This window comes from Clostridium sp. CM027 (assembly GCF_024730565.1).
GTDB classification, from domain to species: domain Bacteria; phylum Bacillota; class Clostridia; order Clostridiales; family Clostridiaceae; genus Clostridium_AD; species Clostridium_AD estertheticum_B.
Map to the genome: position 1 here is coordinate 3,814,292 of NZ_CP077725.1, position 22,959 is coordinate 3,837,250.

Consider the following 22,959-nt stretch of genomic DNA (forward strand, 5'->3'; position numbering starts at 1 on the left):
ATGATAAATATAGTAGAGAGCAGAGAAAAGTGGGTTGATACATTAAAAAAATTTGAAAACAAGTCTGTTTTCAAAAATATTAAAAGCAAAGGAAGTATAACTTTAGAAAAAAAAACATTCCCCAATAAGTATTTAAATGTACTAAATTCAAATGAAAAAATTGAAGGTATGGGTAATATATTAAGTTTTTTTTCAGCTATAGTTTCAATTGTATTAAATAAGTACACTAATTCTAATGTTTTTATAGGAGTTAAATCTAACACTGGTAGATATGTACCTGTATTTGCAGACTTTGAAAATAACACACCATTTGTAACACTTGTAAGGCAAGTTGAAGATGATTATATAATGGCAGATAAGCATCAAAACTTTAACATAAAGAGTATTTCACGTAAATTGGGATTAAAAGTAAGTTGTATTGATGAACTCTTTGAAATAGGAATAACATCACAAGAGTATGATACAAGTGTTAATTTAGTAGAAACAAAGTGCAACTGTATTTTTAAAGTCAATAAATATAATTTTGAAATTTATTATAATAGCAACATATATAGTGAATATGATATTGAGGTAATAGGCAAGAGTATAATGGCAGTTTTTGAAACAGTAGTTAAGATACCTCAATTAGAAATAAATAGAATATCGATTATAGGTAAAAAACAAGAAGAAGAAATACTGCAAGTTTACAACCGGGAAATAGAACATAATAATGAAAATGTAATAGGTCTATTCAGTGAACAGGTGAAAAATTATCCATCAGCAGAAGCTGTAAGATTTGAGGAAAGTAAAATAAGCTATGAGGAGTTGAATGCACTATCAAATGGGGTAAGTGATTCTATTATAAAAAATGGAATAAAAGCTGGACAAACAGTGGCATTTATGTGCGACAGATCATTAAACATGGCTGTAGGAGTAATAGGGATAATGAAATCCGGTGCTGTGTATATCCCAATAGATACAAAACTTCCAAGTGACAGAATGAAATTTATGTTTGAAGACAGTGACGTTAAATTAGTAATAGCAGATAAAAATAATTTAAAAAAAGCAAAGGAAATTGGAGTTAAAGTAATAGAAATTGATAGTATAGAAGCTGCTGAAAACACAATAGGAGAAGTAGGAGAAAATGCATATATTATTTATACATCAGGAAGTACGGGAAAACCAAAAGGCGTATTAGTATCACATAATAACTTAGGTTCATCAATAAAGTGGAGAAAAGAGGAATATAAGTTAGATGCAAGTGATAATGTTATGCAGTTATTCTCATATGGTTTTGATGGGTTTATGACAAGCTTCTTAACACCAATAGTATCTGGCTCAACGGTGGTGTTAGTAACAGAGGAAAATGTAAAAGATGTAGTAGCCTTAAGAAAAATTATAAAAGAAACCAAAATAACTCACTTTATAGCAGTACCAGCTTTATGTTTAGCAATTTATGAAGATATTACAAAAGAGGAAGCTGAAACCGTAAGAATTATAACAACAGCTGGTGATAAGTTAATAATAGAGGTAATAAAAAAAATAAAGGAAGTAAATAAAAATACAGAATTGATAAATGAGTATGGACCGACAGAATGTAGTATAGTAGCAACGGCTAAGAGAAATGCAAACGATTGTGGGAATAGTTCAATTGGGAAACCAATAATAGGAGCGTTAATATATATAATGGACCAATATGGGAATCTATTGCCAGAAAATGTAGCGGGAGAGATTGTAATTGGTGGGAATGGAGTTGCAGTAGGATATTTAAATAGAGAAGACCTAACTAAAGAGAAGTTTGTGCAAAATCCATACAATAAGGGGAGAATGTATAAAACGGGAGATAAGGGTAGATGGTTAAGTAATGGAGAAATAGAATTTTTGGGAAGAATAGATAATCAGGTGAAAATAAGAGGGTATAGAATTGAGCTTCAGGAAATAGAAAATATATTAGAAACAATAGATGGAATAAAGACTGCAGCAATAAAGCTAGTAAATGGCGAATTATGTGGTTATTATACAAGCGATTCAATAATGCTCGAAGATAATATTGTTGAAGGAATAAGAAAGAATCTACCAGAATATATGGTTCCTAAAAACATTATAAAAATCAATGAAATGCCTTTAACAAGTAATGGTAAGATAGACTATAAAAATTTGCCTGAAATAGAAAAAAACATTATATCTGAACGCATTAAGCCAGAAACATTACAAGAAAAACAAATGTGGGATATATGGAAAGAAGTGTTGGGTAATGATGATTTTGGGACTAATGATAAATTTTTTGAGATTGGCGGTAACTCATTAAAAGGTATAATTATGGCATCTAAGGTTTCACAAAGAAGTGGTAAAAAGGTAACATTACCATTATTAATGAATAATGATTCTATTAAATTATTTGTTTGTGCTGTTGAAAAGTTAAGTAGTAACGAAGTTGTAAAAATAAAAAAAGCAGATGCACAAGATACTTATGAATTGACAGCATTACAACAAGGAATATATATGAGCTGTGAATTTGATGATACAGGAATTGGATATAATGTGCCATTGGTAATGAAAGTTGAAGGAGCATTAGATATATCGAGGGTACAAAAGGTAGCACAAAAGTTATTAAACCGTCATAAAATTTTACGTACAGTTTATATACGTACAAATGAGGGAATACATCAGCAAGTTAAAGAGAATATAAGTATTTCAGTTGATTTTGTAAAAAGTAACAAGTCTATTGAAGAGGAATTTACAAAATTTTTACGTGCTTTTAACTTTGAAAAAGCACCATTATTAAGAATGCAAATTGTTGAATGTAATAATATAAAGTATATTATGTTTGACTCACACCATATTGCTGTTGATGGAATATCTATGTCAATCTTATATGATGAGTTCTGTGCACTGTATGAGGGAAAGGAACTTGAAGTGCAGGATATAGAATTTATTGATTATTCAGTTTGGCAGAATGGCAAGGAAGGACAAAGTTTAGTTAAAAACAATATGAACTACTGGATTGAACGATTTAAAGACTGGAATGGTATAAGTAATATTACTACAGATTTCCCACGTGATTCAATAATTAGATTGAAGGGTAAAACACTGAATTTTGACATTGGTGTTGAACTAACAGATAAGGTGAATAAATTTTGCTCTCAAAATGCAGTTACTCCATATATGATGCTTTTAGGAGTGTATAGTATATTGTTAGGAAAGTATACCGGACAAAACGATGTCACTATAGGTTTACCAAGTTATGGTAGATACTCGGAACAGTTTGAAAAAATGGTAGGTATGTTTGTTAATAGTTTACCAGTTAGAGTTTATCCTAAATCAGAGAAAAATTTTATAGAATTATTAAATGAAATTAAGGATGATGTTCCGCTAGCACTAACTAATGAGGGATGTTCCATAGAAAAAATTGTATCAGGGCTGGGGTTAACATCCGAAAGCGGTACAAATCCATTGTTTTCAACAATGTTTGCATTACACGATATACCAATAAATGAGCATAAAATCCATGGCTTGAGATTAAGTAAAGTGAAAATAGAACAAAATAGTTCTAAGTTTGATATTACACTTGATGCACAAGAAGAAAATAAGATTATGAATTTTCAACTTAGGTATAACAGCAACCTTTTTAAACTTGAAACAATGGAAAAATTTATTAAACACTTTATAAATTTAATTGAAGAAACAACGAGTTCACCTAAAGCTCCGATATACAAACTTAATATGTTATCAATAGAAGAATATGATCAGATAGTGATACAGAATAATAATACACACGTAGAATACAAATACAAAAACTCAAATATTAAAGAACTTTTTGAGAGACAAGTGATTTTAAAACCAAATTCAATAGCTGTTTCATTTAATGGAGAAGGTTTAACATATAAAGAGGTAAATGACCGTGCCAATAATTTGGCGTATAAATTATTGGATTCAAATATATCAAGGGGTTGTGTAGTACCAATTATAGCTGATAGAAGCTTTGAAATGCTAATAATTGAAATTGCAATAATGAAGTCGGGAGCAACATTTTGTCCTCTTGATCCTAGCTGGCCATCAGCAAGAATAAATATGATTATTGATGAAATTGGCGCTGGATTTGTTATAACTAGCACTCAAAGTAAAGTTTTAGAAGAGGTATCAGTTGGAAAATGGGAAGTTACGCTTAAAGATATAGGTACAAAAAGTGAAAATCCTCATGTTGAGATTTTAAGTAGTGACGTAGTTTATATCATATATACTTCTGGATCAACAGGTAAGCCTAAAGGTGTGGTAGTTCCGTATAGAGGAATTATTAACCGTTTGATGTGGATGAACGAGAGATTAGGTATAAATGGAAGTAATAGTGTATTAAATACTACAAATTATGTATATGATAGTTCAGTGTGGCAAATGTTTTGGCCATTGATAAATGGTGGTAAAACAGTTATACCTGTTCCTAATGCAATTATGTCTGCTGAATATATAACAAAAGTTATCGCAGATGAAAAAATCACAATAACTGATTTTGTTCCATCAGTATTCAATGTAATTGTTAGTGAAATGAAAGAGTCAAAACATTCATTAGAAACATTAGATAGTTTAAATTGGATAATAATTGGTGGAGAAGAAATAAAACAAAACTCTGTTCATGATTTTATGAAGTTATTTCCAGATACTCAATGCATTAATTTATATGGCCCAACAGAGGCAAGTATAGGTTGTGTATATAAGGTTATTTCTAAAGAAGAAAATGGTGTGATTCCTATCGGAAAACCAATTAGCAATGTTAATATTTTATTACTTGATGACAATATGCAACCAGTTCCAAGAGGTGTTATAGGTGAAATTTATATAGCGGGAATATGTTTAGCAGATGGATATTATAAGGATAATGAGAAGACAAGTAAAGTTTTTATAAAAAATTCATTTAGTGAAATTGATAGTGAATATTTATATAAAACAGGTGATGTTGCAAAATGGGGAGAGAATTGGGATATTTATTTTCTCGGAAGACGTGATTATCAGGTGAAAATAAGAGGCTTTAGAATTGAGACTCAAGAAATAGAAGATAAAGTTTTAAAACTTGAAGGCGTTAATCAATGCACTGTAATTGACTATGAAAGTGATGAGGGAGATAAGTACCTTTGTGGATATTTTACTGCTAAAGAAGACATTGGACAAGAGGATGTTAGAAGCTACTTAGTAAGTCAACTACCCAATTATATGATACCAACATTTATTATTAAGCTTGATGAAATATATATAACAATGTCAGGAAAAGTGGATAGAAAAAGATTGCCTAAACCTCAATTTGATATTCTTGATAGGGAGATTATATTACCTAAAACTAAAGAAGAAAAATTATTAGCTATTGCATGGAAAGATGTATTAAATCTTAAGGGCGTAGGAATAAACGATAATTTTTTCGCAATAGGTGGTGATTCTATTAAGGCTTTACAGATAGCATCACACTTAAAGAAAGCTGGTTTAGAATTTACGATGCAACAGTTATTTAGTAATCCAACTATTGCACAACTTGCTAAAAAAGTTACATATGTTAATCAAAAAAAATATGATGTTGTAACTGGAGAGGTAGATTTATCACCAGTTCAAAAACGTTTCTTTGATACTTATGATTCAAGATTGTACTTTAATCAAGCTATTATGGTTTTCAGAGAAGAAGGCTTTAAATTAGATTTAGTAAGAAAATCATTTAAATATATAGTGAGTCAACATGATATGTTGAGAGCAAGATTTTCAACATGCAATGAAGTCGTTAAGCAAGTTATTGGAGAAGTTGAAGATGATTATTTTATAATAGAAGAGTTTAAAGTATTTAATGAAGTTAATGAGGAACAACTTATAGGTGAAATTGTTGAAAGTATTCATCAAAAGATTAATTTATCATCAGAGTTAATACGTCTTGCTGTAATAAAAACCAAGAGAGGCGATCATTTAATGATAGCTATGCATCATTTGATCGTAGACGGCGTGTCTTGGCGTATAATACTTAAAAATTTCATAGAGGCATATGAGAACATTTGTAAAGGAATTGTATATGAAGTAGATAATAAATCAAAATCATATAAAGAATATGTTGAATATCTAAAAAGGTATTCAAATAATGAAAAACTAAATAAACAGGTGAGATATTGGGAAAATATTAATTCTAAAAATAATGTAGATATTAAAGAAGAAGTTCTATTCGGCGATAGAGAACATATTACCATGGAAATTAATCCTCAAGTATCTAAAAAATTATTAAAAGATGTTAATAAGATTTATAATACACAACCAAATGACATACTGTTATCTGCATTAGCACTTGCTTTTAATAAGATAGATAGTAGTAAAAATTTATTAGTTGATCTTGAAAGTATAGGTAGGGTACTACCAGGACAAGGGTTTGATTATGCCCAAACAGTAGGATGGTTTACAGCGATTTATCCTGTAAATATAGAAATAGCTGAAAACAATATAGGTAAAACAATATGTTTAGTTAAAGATAACTTAAGATGTGTACCTGAAAACGGATTAGGATATCAAGTCTTGAGATATTATACACATAAGCTTAAAGGAGCCTTAGATAGTAGCATTAGTTTTAATTATTTAGGAGAAGTAGATTTTGAATCACAAAGCGATATTGGTACAAAATTATCTGATTATCCTGCAGGAAGCATGATTTCACCAGCAATGAAGACGAAATATATGTTAGATATTAATGTTAAATTTTACAATGATAAGCTGATGATCTCTTTTGATTATTCAAAATCAAAATACAACGAAGCCATTATTAATGATTTAGCAAATTCCTTTAAGGATGTATGTGAAGCTATTGTTCAACATTGTGAAGAAGAAACAAATATAATTAAAACTCCATCAGATTTTGGGGATAGTTCTTTAAATTTTAATGAACTTGATAAAATATATGAAAATGTAGGTCAGGATATTGAAAGGATATATAAACTATCACCTATGCAGTCAGGTATGCTTTTTCATTCACTTTTAGATAATGAATCTAAAAGTTACTTTGAGCAAAATTATATAACTCTTCAGGGGGAAATTGATGTTGAAGCATTAAAGAAGGCATATTGTATGCTTATTAAAAATTGTGATATTTTTAGAACAGTATTTATGTATGAAAATCTACAAGAGCCACGTCAAATTGTAAAAAATTACGAAAATACACAAATAAATTTTAAATTTGAAGATATTTCAACTGATAACACTTTTGATGAAAAAAATAGGATAGTTGATGAGTATTGTATAAAAGATAAAAAAGAAGGTTTTAATTTACAAGTAGGGCCTCTAATAAGGATGAAATTATTTAAACTTGATGAAATATCTTACCGTCTTATATTGAGTGATCATCATATATTAATGGATGGCTGGAGTATGTCTATTGTATTTAAAGAAATTTTTGAAAATTATGAATCAATAATTAATGGTAATATTTTAAATGAAAAACATCTGAATCAATACAATAAATACATTGATTGGGTATTAGATCAAGATGAAGATGCGGCAATGAATTTTTGGAAGGATAAAATTCAAACATGTGACACCAGTTCAAATTTAAAGGGTTCAGATAAAAAGTATAGTACATATAAACAAAAGAAACATAGGATTAAATTATCAAAAGAAATATCGAGTATGTTAATAAAAACTGCGGAAGATTGTGGAGTTACTTTAAATTCAGCTATGCAGTCAGTGTGGGCACTTGTTTTAATGAGTTATTGTAATACAAATGATGTAGTATTTGGAACTGTAGTTTCGGGACGTTCATCTGCTATAGATGGAATCGAAGATATGATAGGATTATTTATTAATACACTACCAGTAAGGGTTAATGTAAATGAAAATATAAAATTTGAAGAAGTTGTTAAAAACGTTCAGAGCGATTTTATTGACATGGAAGAGTTTAGTTATTATCCATTAGCATCAATACAAGCTTTATCGATTCTTGGTGATAATTTATTATCACATATATTTGTGTTTGAGAACCACCCTATGAAGCAAGTTATGGATAGTATGGGGGAAAACAATCTTTTGCCTGTTATAAAGGATATTGATGCATTTGAGCAAACAAATTATGACTTAAATATAATAATTGTACCTAGTGATGAGATTATAATAGACTTTGTATATAACTCAAATGAATATGAAGAATGGTTTATTAATCAACTCTCTAGGCATTATTTGAATGCTTTGGAAAGAGTTTCAAACAATTTTGATGTTTATTTAGATGAAATAGATATTTTAGATAAATTCGATTATTCAAAGATGCTAACTGAATTTAATCAACCATCTGTGGGGTATCCTCATAACAAAACTATTATAGATTTATTTATGGAGCAGGTAGAGAAGAATGGTAATAGAATGGCAATTAAATGCGAAGATAGAGAATTTACTTATAATGAAGTTAATAACATTTCAAGTGCTATTGCTAGAAAACTTGTAAATACAGGTGTTAAGTCTAACGATATAGTTGGACTGCTTATGGAACAAACAGAGTATATTGTAATATCTGCATTAGGGGTTTTAAAAGCAGGTGCAGCATATATGCCACTAGACAGATACTATCCAGTAGAGCGATTAGAATTTATGATTGAGGATAGTAATGCAAAAGCAGTTCTTTTTAAAGGTGATAAATATGGGGTTAAATCAGAGCGTATATTCGTTGACGTAACATTAGATAATCTAGAAGAGTCAGTTGAGAATTTAAATGTTTATATAAAACCATCGGATATGGCTTATGTAATTTATACATCAGGTACAACCGGTAAGCCTAAGGGAGTAATGATTGAACATAAAAATGTTGTGCGTTTGATGATTAATGATAATAACTTATATGATTTTAACAAGAATGATATCTGGACAATGTTCCATTCCTTTTGTTTTGATTTCTCAGTTTGGGAAATGTATGGCGCATTATTGTTTGGAGGAAAGCTAATTGTAGTACCACGTAATATAGCTAGAAATACTATTTCATTTGTAAAATTAGTAGAAAAAGAAAAAGTTACAGTGTTAAATCAAACTCCTACAGCATTTAATGCTTTTTCAGAGCAAGTTATATTAACTAATAACATTGGATTAAATTTAAGATATATTATTTTTGGTGGTGAAGCATTACAAACCACGCTGCTTAATAGTTTCCACAAAATGTATATTAATGTAAAGTTAATAAATATGTATGGAATTACCGAGACTACAGTTCATGTGTCTTATAAAGAAATTGGCCAATATGAAATAGATAACAATATATGTAATATTGGAGTTCCAATACCCACGCTTAGGGTAAACATAGTAGATAGAAACATGAAATTATTACCTATAGGTATGCCAGGAGAGATGATTGTAAGTGGTGAAGGAGTTGGAAGAGGATACATTAACCGTGATGAACTTAACTTGGAAAAATTTATTTCTCATACATACGAAAAAGTTGGAACTAGAACATATAGAAGTGGAGATTTGGCAAAATATCTTCCTAATGGAGAACTTGAATATTTAGGAAGAATTGATGAACAGGTTAAAATTCGTGGATACAGAATAGAACTAGGTGAAATTAAGGAAGCAATGCTTAAGCATGAATACATAAATGATTCGGTAGTTACTATTAAAAAAGACAAGTTAGGTACTAATAACCTAATTGCATACTATGTATCAGAAAAAAGTCTAGATATAGAAAAGCTAAGAGGATTTTTATCAACATTTTTACCTCAATATATGATACCAGCATATATTATTAAAATTGAGAAAGTACCAATAACATCAAGTGGTAAAACAGACATTAAAGCATTACCAAATTCAGATAGTCAAGTTAGTACAAATGAATATGTAGCTCCTAAAAATGAGTGTCAAGAAAAAATAGCTAATGTATGGTCTCAAGTTCTGGGTTTAGACAAAATTGGAATAAATGATAATTATTTTGTTAGTGGAGGAGACTCCATAAAGGCAATACAGATATATTCAAGATTAAATGCTTTAGGTATTCAATTTGAAATTAAAGATTTATTTAAATATCCAACTATTGAAAAAATAAGTGAAAGAGTAAAATTTAATATTGAAACTTATTCACAAGATGAAGTTTATGGGAATGTTAAATTGACAGCAATACAAAAATGGCTTTTAGAAACAGATGGAGCTGAGATATATAACTACAATCAGGCAGTTATGTTTTTTAATGCCAAGGGGTTCGATGTAAATGCTCTAAAAGAAACTATAAGAGAAATTGTTTCTTATCACGATTCACTTAGAATTCGGTTTGAGAGATGTAACGATGGTATTGTGCAGACGTATCAAACTATAGAAGATATTCAGGATATATGTGAAATTAATTATATAGATCTAACATCAGAAAAAGATTTGGAAGCAAAAATATTACAATATGCCAATGAAGCACAGAAAGATATTACATTGTTTTCTAAGAAATTATACAATGTTACATTATTCAAAACTAATAAAGGCGATCACTTATTATTTGTTATACACCATATGATTATAGACGGAGTATCTTGGAGAATTCTATCAGAGGATTTAGTACAAGTTTATAAATCTATAAGAGATGGTAAAAAAGTAGAATTATTAAATAAAACATTATCATTTAAAGAATGGTCAGAAGGTATCAATAGGTATGCACAATCTAAAAATGGGAAATCAAAGTTAAAATATTGGTCTGAAGTTCAAACAATAAATAATAGTGAGTTTATAGAAGAAAAGCACCGTTTTGGAACATATGAGCAGACTAATACAGTAAAAGCTGAAATTGAAGAAGAGAATACTAAAAAATTATTAACTGTTGCGAACATACCATATAATACAAAAGTTGAAGAAATTCTTTTAACAGCTTTAATTGAAGCTTTTCATCATACTATGAATATAAAAACAATAGGAATTGATATTGAGGGTCATGGACGTGAAAAACTATTCGAGCATAGTGATGTATCAAGAACATTAGGTTGGTTTACGTCAATATATCCAGTTGTTTTAAATATGGAAGAAACAATCGAAAAATCAATTTGTACAATTAAAGAAAGTATGAGGAAAATACCTAACAAGGGTATTGATTATTCCATTTTGAAATATTTAAATCCATATGAAGAACAGTTAAATAAAGTTTCTCAAATAAGCTTTAATTATTTAGGACAAATAGAAAAACTTAAAGGTGAGGAAATAACACTATCAGATATGGCTATAGGAGAAGCGGTAAATGGAAAAATTGCACGTAAATATGCTTTAGATATTAGTTGTAAAATTGAGAACTCAGTATTTAAGATTGCATTTGATTATTCAGCGCACTTATTTAATGATGAAGTTATTAATAAATTATCTGAAAATTACGTACAAGCACTTGAACGATTAATAAATCACTGCGCTTCAGTTAAAGAAATAAAAAAAACTCCTTCAGATTATGGATTAGATATTTCTATTAATGAGTTTAATACAATTGTAAGTAATAGACTGAAAAATATAGAGAATATATACCCATTAACACCAATGCAGCAAGGAATGTTATTTCATGCATTACTTAATACAGATTCGGATGCGTATTGTGAAAAAATGGTGATGGATTTAGAAGGCGAAATTGATTTGGAATTATTTAAAAATTCAGTTGATGCTGTAACTAGAAAATATGAGATTTTTAGAACAGCTATAATTAATAATGGATTAAGTAGTCCGATTCAAATGGTTTTAAAGGAAGTACCAAGTAGCTTTAATTATTTTGATTACAGTGAGGGTAACTATAGTGAGTTTGAAAAAGATTATTTAAGCAAATTTGATTTTGAAAATGCAAAATTAAGTAATATTACATTGGTTAAGTTAGGTAATGAGAAGTATAAATGTATATGGAACTTCCATCATATAATATTAGACGGTTGGTCAGTTGCAATTGTCCTTGAGGAGTTATTCCAATATTATATTAAGCAGCGTAAAGGTATTGTTATTGAGAGTAATTCAGAAGGAAATTATGTTGAATTACTTTCATGGCTTGGAAACAAGGATAAGGAACTTGCAAAAGAATATTGGAGTGATGTTTTTAATGGATATAATACAGCAGTTACAATTCCAAATGAGAAAGTGTCAAGTGAATATGATTTAGAAGAAATGGATTTTTATTTAAATGAACAACAAACTACTAGATTAAAAGAACTAGCTAGTAAAAATAATGTAACATTTAGTACTGTTGTGCAAGTACTATGGGGAATTATACTTCAAAAAATAAACAATACTAAAGATGCAGTCTTTGGTACAGTTATATCTGGTAGACCAAAAGATTTAAAAAATGCAGAAAAAATAGTTGGTATGTTTATTAATTCTATCCCGGTTCGTGTAGAGACTATGGAGAATGATAGTTTTACAGATTTAATAAGCTCATTCCAAGGACAGTTAGTTAAATCAGAGGAGTTTGGCTATTATCCACTTTATGAAATTCAACATTGTTCTGAGTTAAAGGATAACTTAATAAATCATGTTGTAGCATTTGAAAATTATCCTGTTAATGAGTTAATGAAAAATGAATTTAAAAAGGAAGTTTGTGGATTCGAAATTAAAGATATTGTTATGAGAGAACATACTAATTATCAATTTGGTGTAGTATTTACTCCAGGTAATAAGTTGAAAATTAATATAACATATAATAAGAATGCATTTGATGGTAACAGCATTAAAAACATTGGGGAGTATTATATGTATCTAGTTGAGACGGTAGTGAAGGCACCTAAAGCACCAATAAATAGAATATCAATAATGGATAAAAAAGGAGAAGAAAAAATACTGCAAGTTTTTAACCAAAAAGTAAAATCAAATAATGAAAATGTAATAGATTTATTCAGCGAACAGGTGAAAAACTTTCCATTAGCGGAAGCGGTAAGTTTTGAGGAAAGTAAAATAAGCTACGGGGAGTTGAATGCACTATCAAATGGGGTAAGTGATTCTATTATTAAAAGTGGAATAGAAATTGGAGAAACAGTGGCATTTATGTGCGACAGGTCATTAAATATGGCTGTAGGAGTAATAGGCATAATGAAATCTGGTGCTGTGTATATCCCAATAGATACAAAACTTCCAAGTGACAGAATACAATTTATGTTTGACGATAGTAAGGTTAAGTTAGTAGTTGCAGATAAAAACAATTTAGAAAAAGCAAAGAAACTTGGAGTTAAAGTAATAGAAATTGACAGTATAGAAGCTAAAGAAGATATGGTGGGAGAAGTAGGGCAAAATGCATATATTATTTATACATCTGGAAGTACAGGGAAACCAAAAGGTGTATTAGTATCACATAATAACTTAGGTTCATCAATAAAGTGGAGAAAAGAGGAATATAAGTTAGATGCAAGTGATAATGTTATGCAGCTATTCGCATACGGGTTCGATGGTTTTATGACAAGCTTTTACACACCAATAGTATCTGGCTCAACAGTGGTGTTAGTAACAGAGGAAAACGCAAAAGATGTAGTAGCTTTAAGAAAAATAATAAAAGAAACTAAAGTAACTCACTTTATAGCAGTACCAGCATTGTGTTTAGCAATATATGAAGATATTACAAAAGAGGAAGCTGAAACTGTAAGAATGATAACAACAGCTGGTGATAAGTTAATAGTAGATGTAATAAAGAATGTAAGGAAAGTAAATAGTAATACTGAATTAATAAATGAGTATGGACCAACAGAATGTAGTATAGTAGCTACTGCTAAGAGAAATGCACAGGATTGCGAATATAGCTCAATTGGAAAGCCAATAGTAGGAACAATGGTATATGTAATGGATAAAGATGGAAATTTAAACCCGGAAGGTATAGCTGGGGAAATTGTAATTGGTGGAAATGGAGTTGCCGTAGGATATTTAAATAGAGAAGAACTAACTAAAGAGAAGTTTGTGCAAAATCCATACTCCAAGGGAAAAATGTACAAAACAGGTGATAAAGGTAGATGGTTAAGTAATGGAGAAATAGAATTTTTGGGAAGAATAGATAATCAGGTAAAAATAAGAGGGTATAGAATTGAGCCACAAGAAATAGAGAATATATTAGAAACAATAGATGGAATAAAAACTGTGGCAATAAAGTTAATAAATGGTGAATTATGTGGCTATTACACAAGTGATTCAATAATGTCAGAGAGTAATATAAAAGAAAAAACAAGAAAATATCTACCAGAATATATGGTGCCTAAAAATATAATGGAAATCAATGAAATGCCTTTAACAAGCAATGGGAAGATAGACTACAAAAATTTGCCTGAAATAGAAAAAGGCATTGCAATTGAACGGTTAAAGCCAGAAACATTACAAGAAAAACAAATGTGGGACATATGGAAAGAGGTATTAAGTCATGATGATTTTGGAATCAATGATAACTTTTTTGATATTGGTGGTAACTCATTAAAAGTTATGTCATTACACTCTAAAATAGATAAGGTATATCCAGGAACAATGGAGTTGGCAGATTTATTTTCTTATTCTACAATTAAAAAAACATGCGAATATTTGTTTAATAAAGAAAAAGAAGAGGACCAGTATCGATTAGAGAGTAATATTGATGAAAAAGTAGATATGGAAAGTACAATTATGGATATGTTATTAAATGAAGAGAATATGGATACTGATGAGATGGTTAATAAAATTATGAGCTTAAAATAGAGTGAAAAGGAGAAGAATATGAAAGAGGAGATAAAATATTTAATTCAGTGTGCTTCTAAAAACATCTTAGATAAACGAATGGTAGCTAAAATAATATCTATAATGAGTAGTGCATTAAGTGAAAAAAATGAACAATTTGCAATTGTAGGAATTAGCGCGAATATGCCAAGAGCAGAGGATAAGAATAAATTTTGGGATGTTATAGCTAACTCTACGGATTGTATAGTAGACTTTCCAAAAGATAGAATGGATTTTGCAAAAAAATATCTTAACTATATAGGCTTTGATGATGACGTAATTTTTGCAAAAGGGGGGTACCTTGAAGGCATAGAAAACTTTGATTATTCGTTTTTTGGAATTACTCCTGCTGAAGCAAAATTAATGGATCCAAATCAAAGGTTATTTTTGCAAGAGGCTTTCAATTGTTTGGAAGATGCAGGGTATGGTAATAAGGTATTGTCAGGAAAAAATGTTGGCGTATTTGTAGGATATGATAATTCTACAGTAAATGAGTATCGTCAGATTATTTCTGATGTATCACCTGAAGCATTAACACTGGCACTTGCAGGGAATATAGTACCTGCGATTGCTAGTAGAATATCCCATATATTAGATTTTCATGGACCAGCAATGGTTATAGATACAGCTTGTTCATCAGCATTGCTTGCCGTTCATATGGCATGTATGTGTATACAAAGCAATCAATGTCAATCAGCAGTTGTAGGTAGTGTAAAGTTAAGTATGTTACCTATAGTGATAGGCGAAAAGTTGGGTGTAGAGGCAGGAGATTGGAAAACTAAAGCTTTTGATGACAGTGCAGATGGAACGGGTGTTGGTGAAGGTGTTGGTGCAATTTTTATTAAACCTTTAAAAAAGGCCATTAAAGATGGCGATGACATTTATGCTGTGATTAAGGGCGGGGTGAGTAATCATGATGGAAATTCAATAGGACTTACTGCTCCAAACCCATTAGCTCAAGAAAAAGCTATTTTAGGTGCTTGGGAAAATGCAGGAGTTAAGGGGGATACTATATCGTACATAGAGGCTCATGGAACAGGTACAAAGATAGGAGACCCAATAGAGATTCAGGGTTTAACAAAATCATTTTTAAAGTATACAGATAAAAAACAATTTTGCGCTATAGGTTCTGTAAAAACAAATATTGGGCATTTGGATCATGCATCTGGGATTGCATCTATAATAAAAGTTGCGTTAGCCTTAAAAAAAAGAAAATTACCACCTACATGTAACTTTAAATCACCAAATAGGATAATTAACTTTATTAACTCACCATTTTATGTTAATACAAAACTTAGAGAATGGGAGTGTGGTGAAACACCTCTAAGATGTGGTATAAATTCATTTGGATTAAGTGGAACTAATGTTCATTTAGTATTAGAGGAGGCTCCTAAAAAACAAAACTATAATAACAGTGGGATTTCAGTATTAGTGTTATCAGCAAAAAGTGAATTTTCATTAAAGAAATATCTAGGAAGTATGAGAATATTTCTTGAGGAAACACAAGAGAATTTTAATGATATATGTTATACAACGAATTGTTGTAGAGGGCATTATACATATCGGGTAGCAATTGTGGCTGATAGTTGCATGGACGCAGCTAAAAAAATAAATTATCTAGAAATGGAAAAGGATTTAGTAACACAAGGAGAACAGATTTACTATGGAATAGAAGATCAAACAAAGTATAAAAAAGAATTAATTGATGAAGATATTTTACAAACTACTGATGATATAAAAAAGAATATGCTTAGTGATTTAGCTAAAAAGTATTGTACAGGTATAGAAATAAATTGGGATAAGCTATATGAAAAACCTAGTAGAGTTCATCTACCACCTTATCCATTTGATATGAAGAAATGTGTAATTGAAATACCATATGTTGATAAGGATATAAGTAAAGTTAGAAAAGAAATATATGAGAAATCAGAAAAGAATATACTGGTTATTGGTAATTGTTCTGGTGTATCAGAAGAAGTTGTTTCAATAGTGGCAAATACTTGGGGAAATGTATTAGGAATTGATGAAGTAAATGTAAATGATAATTTATTCAAACTTGGAGGAGACTCCATTTTTGCAATGAAGGTCTTTAATATTTTAAAAAATCTTATTGGTGAGAAAGTGGAAATAAAAGATATAATGGGAAGCGGCGATTTTATAACTCTTGCAAAAACAATGGAAAGCAAGTTTGATAATAAAAACATAGGCGTGATTTCTCATAACAAAATTAATGAACATAGTTCAATTAATGAATATAAATTGACTCCGCAGCAAGAAAGGTTATTTTTAATTAATCTTATGGACAGTGATTCTAAAGCATATAATATGCCTACTGTTATGATAATTGAAGGTAAGATTGATATTAATAAGCTTGAAAATTCATTCAAAAAGCTTATTGCTTCTCAGGAAAGCCTTAGAACATCATTTAATGAAAATAATGGACAAGTATTTGCTAAAATACATAACAATGTTGACTTCTCTTTGGAAATTATTGAGTGTAATAATGGTGATTATGATAGTGCAATTGAAGAGTTCATTAAACCATTTGATTTTAATAAAGCACCTTTATTAAGAAATGGAATAATAAAGGTATTTGAAAATAAACATTTACTATTATTCGATATTCATCACATTATTTGTGATGGAATGTCAATAACTATATTAATTGAAGAATTAATGAAGTTTTATATTGGAGACAATGAAAGGGCAACTAAATTAAAATATAGTGATTATGCAATAGCTCTTAATAAGAAAAATGAAACAGGAGATTATAAGAAACAAGAAGAATTCTGGAAAAAGCAATTATCAGGAAAAATAACAAGGCTAAATATGCCAAATACTAAAATTCGTCCACAAGTACAACAATTTGAGGGGTTAAGAATATCAAAGGATTTGTCAAAAGAACTTACTGAATCAATTAAGGATTTAGCAAAAAATAATTTAACAACAACCTATAATGTGTTATTTGCAGCATTAAATATAATGATTAAAAAATACACAGATCAAGATGATATTATAATTGGTTCACCTGTGTCAGGTAGAAATGATTCACAACTTAACAATATAATTGGATTGTTTGTAAATACCGTAGTTATGCGTAATGAGGTTGTAGGTGAAGATACAGTATTAGATTTAATTAATAAAATAAAAAATAATACTATAAGTGTATATGAAAACCAAGAATTTCCCTTTGATAAAATGGTAGAATTATTAGATTTACCTAGGGATTTAAGCAGAAATCCGATATTTGATGTAATGTTTTCAATGCAAAATTTTTCACAAGCTTCAATGGATATAAAAGAATTAACAATTTCACCATATGCTTTTGAAAATAAAGTTTCTAAAGTAGACATTACAGTAAATGCTATTGAGAAAAGCGATATTATAAATTTAGAAATTGAATTTTCTACAGCTTTATTTGAAAGAAAAACAATAGAGAGAATGATGGGGAATTTATTCAACATATTAGATGAGATGGTGAAAAAACCCGAAACAACTATTGATAAACTAGATATGCTTACTAAAGAGGAATTAAAAGAATTAAAAGTGTTTGGAACTTGCATGACAAGTTATAATGAGACTTTAACAATAGACAGGCTAATAGAAACACAAGTAAATCTTACACCAAATAAGGTAGCATTAATCATCAACGACGAAAAAATAAGTTACATAGAGTTAAATGAAAGAGCTAATTCTCTTGGAAATGAACTTTTATTAAGAGGTGTTGATAAATCAGGGTTTATCGCCATAGTGGCAGAACGATCCATTGAGATGATCGTTGCGTTGTTAGCTATTATAAAAATTGGGGCAGCATATGTTCCAATAGATCCATACTATCCTAAAAAAAGAATAGAATTTATGATTAAGGATAGTGGAGCTACAAGTGTATTACATTATTGCAGTGATAAGAGTATTATTATTAATTTTGCTAATTCCATAGATCTTTCAAAAGAAAACAATTATTCCAAAAATTTCAATTCTCCAAATGTTAGTATTGATGAAAATAGTCCAATGTATATGATATATACATCAGGTTCAACAGGCGTACCTAAAGGTGTAATATTGACACATAAGAACGTAAATAATTTTATTAATGGTATTACACGGATTATAGACATTAATGAAAATAACAAAATATTGAGTGTTACAACTTTTGGTTTTGATATTTTTGTATTAGAAAGCTTTTTAATGTTGTCAAAAGGTGCCACTATTGTGTTAGCATCTGATGAACAAATAAATAGTCCTCAATTACTATGTCAGCTTATTGATAAAAATGATGTTAATATTTTACAGGCGACTCCTCTAAGAATGAAATTAATTTTAAATGAAGAGAATTCAACAGCATTTAGAAAACTTAGAACTATTTTAATTGGCGGAGAGGCATTTCCTTTAGAACTGTTAAAAAAATTAAATAAATATGATAAATTAAGAATATACAATATGTACGGACCTACTGAAACAACTGTATGGTCAACAGTTAAAGAACTAACAAACCTGGATTATATTACAGTTGGAAAGCCAATAGCAAACACAAATTGTTGCATAGTAGATACGAAGAATAAATTAGTACCTATTGGTTCAGTTGGAGAACTAATTATTGGCGGAGATGGAATTTCAAAGGGTTATCACAATAGATCACAATTAAATAAAGATCGGTTTATACATATGGATTCTCATAGTTTCGGAATGATGTATAAAACAGGGGATACTGCAAGATGGCGTAATGATGGTGAAATTGAAGTTTTAGGTAGAAATGATAATATGTTTAAAATTAATGGCTATCGAATAGAACTAGGCGAGATACAGAGTTGCATTGCACAACATGGAGCTATAAAAGAAGTTGGTGTTGTAACTGATGATAAAGATTATATTCTGGCATATTATGTAGAAAACTTTAAAGTTTCCTCAAAAGAGATTAGAGATTACGTATCAAATAAGTTACCAAATTATATGATTCCTAATAAATTTATCACATTAAATAGTTTACCACATACACCAAATGGAAAATTGGATTTGAAAGTTTTAAAAAGTATGAAAGTAGAGGGGGAAGAAATAAATAAGAAATCAATTTTACCACCTAATAATAAATTACAAAAATTATTGGTTGACTCATGGAAAAGAGTTTTAGAAGTAGATGAAGTAAGTGTTGACGATAATTTTTTTGAGCTTGGTGGTAATTCTATGAAGGTAATAATGTTTATTGCAGATATGAAAAAATTTAATATAGATATTATTATCAATAATGTATTTAGTCATAACACCATTTTAGATTTAGAATATTATTTAAATTCCTTAGTAAAGAAAAATCTAATTAGCAATGGTACGGAAGTAAAGAAAAAAATATTTGAGACATTAAATTTAAATATAAACATTGTAGAGACAATCATAGATAATGAACAGTACATAATTTATTGTGTTGATGATTATAGCGAGGACAATAAACAAAAACTTTTAGAAGCCTTAAATAAATATGTAGATAAGGAAATTTATCCTCATTATATTATTTCTAGCGATAAAGCATTAGCATTAGGTATTGATAGTTTTGAAGGGGAAAGGATAATAAATATTAATCTAAATGATTTTGAGTCGAATTTACATATGCTGAAAATTAATTGCGAGACTATAATAAATGAAATTAATAATAAACATAAAGAGTTTGAAAAGGCTGTATTAATTGGTGAGGTAGAAAAAGAATATAGATTAGCACCAATTCAATATTTTTTCTTAGATAGTGAAAGATACTCGGGCACACTGTTACATTTTGATGATGTATTAAATATCGATATATTTAATAAAGCAATACAGGCACTACTTATTAATCAAGGTATTTTTAGATCAACACTAGTAAAGAGAAATGATATATTGTTTTGGAGTCAACACGAATTAATAAATAATGTACAAGCTCCCTATATAGATATCAGTAATGTAACAAAAGAAAGTAAAGTAAATCTCATGAGAAATATTGCAAGTGACTATTATTTTAAAAGTTATGAACAAATTTCTAGATGTGTGCATAATACAGCAAACAGTAACTATGAAAATAGTTTGTTATATAGAACTTTGCTTGTTAAATCAACTGAAAGAGACTTCTATTTATTTTTACCAGTAAATCATGCAATATTTGATGCGATGAGTGGAGAAATTGTTAAGGGCAGTATTAATGAATTTTATAATAGAATTTTAGACGGTGAAGTAATTGGAATGGAAAATAGTAACCAATATCAGAATTTTATTGAACAGATAAGAAAAGGACCTGTAAATATAAGTGACGAAGAGTTAGTTAAAAAATTAGAAGTTGGTAAATATGTACAATACACTAATTTGCTAAATGAAAAGATAAATAAATATAATCGTGATAAAAGTACTTATATAAAGTTTGAAATTGAAAAACAAGAGGGTGTAAGTGAGGATAATGCATGGGAGGTTGCATTTGAAGTACTTAATATATTTATTCAAGATTATATGGGAGTGAAGAATCTTCCGATAATGTTTTATTATTATGGACGTAATTATGAGAATAAGGGGTATTTCGACACAGTTGGAGAATTTATTGATATGATACCAGTATTTATTGATGGAAAATTAGAGCTTTCTAATATGGTACAGGTAACTCAAGATGCAATAGCTCTTTCTGAAACCCATAATATTAATTTTTCAAATTTAGCAACTAATAAGTCACAACAAGTAAGGACACCTAAGATATGCCGATTTGTTACAGAAACAAATGAAAAATCATCTATAGTGTTTAATTTTCAAGGCAAGCTTGAAGAAAAAGAAATGAAATTATTTGAAGACGTATTATATGAAAGATTAATGCATGAGCTAAATATGGAGGAATCAGTAAATATACACTTTATGACTAGATATTCAAATAATAAAATACAAGTGGATATAAATATTCCATTTGATACGCAAGATAATACAATAATTGAGTTTTTTAAAAGCAATATAGAAAATATTAAAGAGTGCAAGGAGATTAAATATGGTAAATAAAACTGTTTCAAATGAAATTTATATTAAAAAATTTCCGAAAAAAAACATACCTATTTTGTTTTTAAGTAGATTTATTAGTGATTTGGGATCAGCCGTATTTAAATTTGCATTAAGTCTTTATATTTTAGACGCTACAGGATCACCAGCAATATATTCACTTATTTTGACACTGAGTATGATGCCAGGGATATTAATTAGTATAATTGCTGGAACAATTATAGATAAATATGACAAGAAAAAGATAATACTTTGGGCAGATATTATTAGCAGTATTTTAGTTTTGAGTATGTTTATATCATTAGAAATGATAGGAAATAATATTTTCATTCTAGGAATATGCGTTGTTAGTGTAAGTGTAGTTCAATCATTTTTGAATTTGGGTATTAATTCCTGTCTAGCGAACATTGTAGAAGAGGACGAGCTTCCAAAAGCAAATTCATTTTTTCAAGGTATGGGTGCTATTATAACAATTCTAGGCCCAGTAATTAGTGCACTGCTTTATAAGGTAATAGGAATTAAACTAATAATGTGTATAGATGGAGTTTCTTATATTATAGGAGCTATTCTTACATTTTCATTAGTATTTACAAGCAATAGAAATTATAACGAACATGAGACTGATAAATTTATCGATAATTTAAAATTTGTATTCAAATATGTTAAAGAAACAACTGGTATAAAGTTTTTTATGATTATATTAGCAATATTAACATTCGTGTATTCTCCACTTACAATGGTCGCAATTCAATATATTATGAGAATTGAGATAGTATCATCAGAATATCAGTTATCGTTTATACTTGCAGCATTAGGTATAGGAGTAATTGCAGGTGCAATTTCAGTAGGTATAATAAAAAATACTAACTCAGTCCTAAGAAAATTACCAATTTTATTTTTGCTTTTAGGTATTAGTGTAATTGCGTGGGTTATACCAGTTAGAATAGAGTATGCAATTAAGAATCAACAAACTATTTTAAACGTACCAAATTTTATTCAAGGTATTTTAAGTGGATGGAATACTTGGAACACTACTATAATTTTTTCTGTAATAATGTTTTTTATGGGTGTACTATACACAATGATAATTGTTCCAACCTATACTTATCTTCAATTAAATGTTCCGGAGAATATGAGAGGCAGGATTTTTGGAATAGCGACAACAGCATTGAGTATTTCTGGTCCACTAGGGGTTGTTATTTATGGACAACTTCTACAAAACTTTAATTCAATAATAGTAATCGTAGTGTCAGCAGTATCAATTTTAATGGCAATCTTAATATCGGTATTTAGTAAAGATTTCAATAGTTTTAGAAAGTCAGTAAATATTCAATAAATGGTGAATAATTA

Annotated in this window: 3 protein-coding genes; all 3 read left to right on the top strand. The window is 29.2% G+C overall.

The genetic code is table 11. From position 1 onward, the window contains the following. Genes KTC92_RS18110 through KTC92_RS18120 form a run of 3 tightly spaced genes read left to right on the top strand, consistent with a single transcriptional unit; the run spans position 1 to position 22,945 of the window. Complete coding sequence (locus tag KTC92_RS18110) at positions 1-14,601, top strand: non-ribosomal peptide synthetase (protein ID WP_220286719.1); 14,601 nt, start codon at positions 1-3, stop codon at positions 14,599-14,601. An 18-nt stretch (positions 14,602-14,619) separates the two neighbouring features. After that, a complete protein-coding gene (locus KTC92_RS18115; protein WP_220286720.1) occupies positions 14,620-21,612 on the top strand; it encodes a non-ribosomal peptide synthetase in 6,993 nt (2,330 codons plus the stop codon). Next, on the top strand, positions 21,602-22,945 hold the full coding sequence (locus tag KTC92_RS18120) for an MFS transporter (RefSeq protein WP_220286721.1): 1,344 nt from the start codon (positions 21,602-21,604) through the stop codon (positions 22,943-22,945). Before KTC92_RS18115 ends, KTC92_RS18120 begins: the two co-directional genes overlap by 11 nt. The last annotated feature ends 14 nt before the right edge of the window (positions 22,946-22,959 follow it).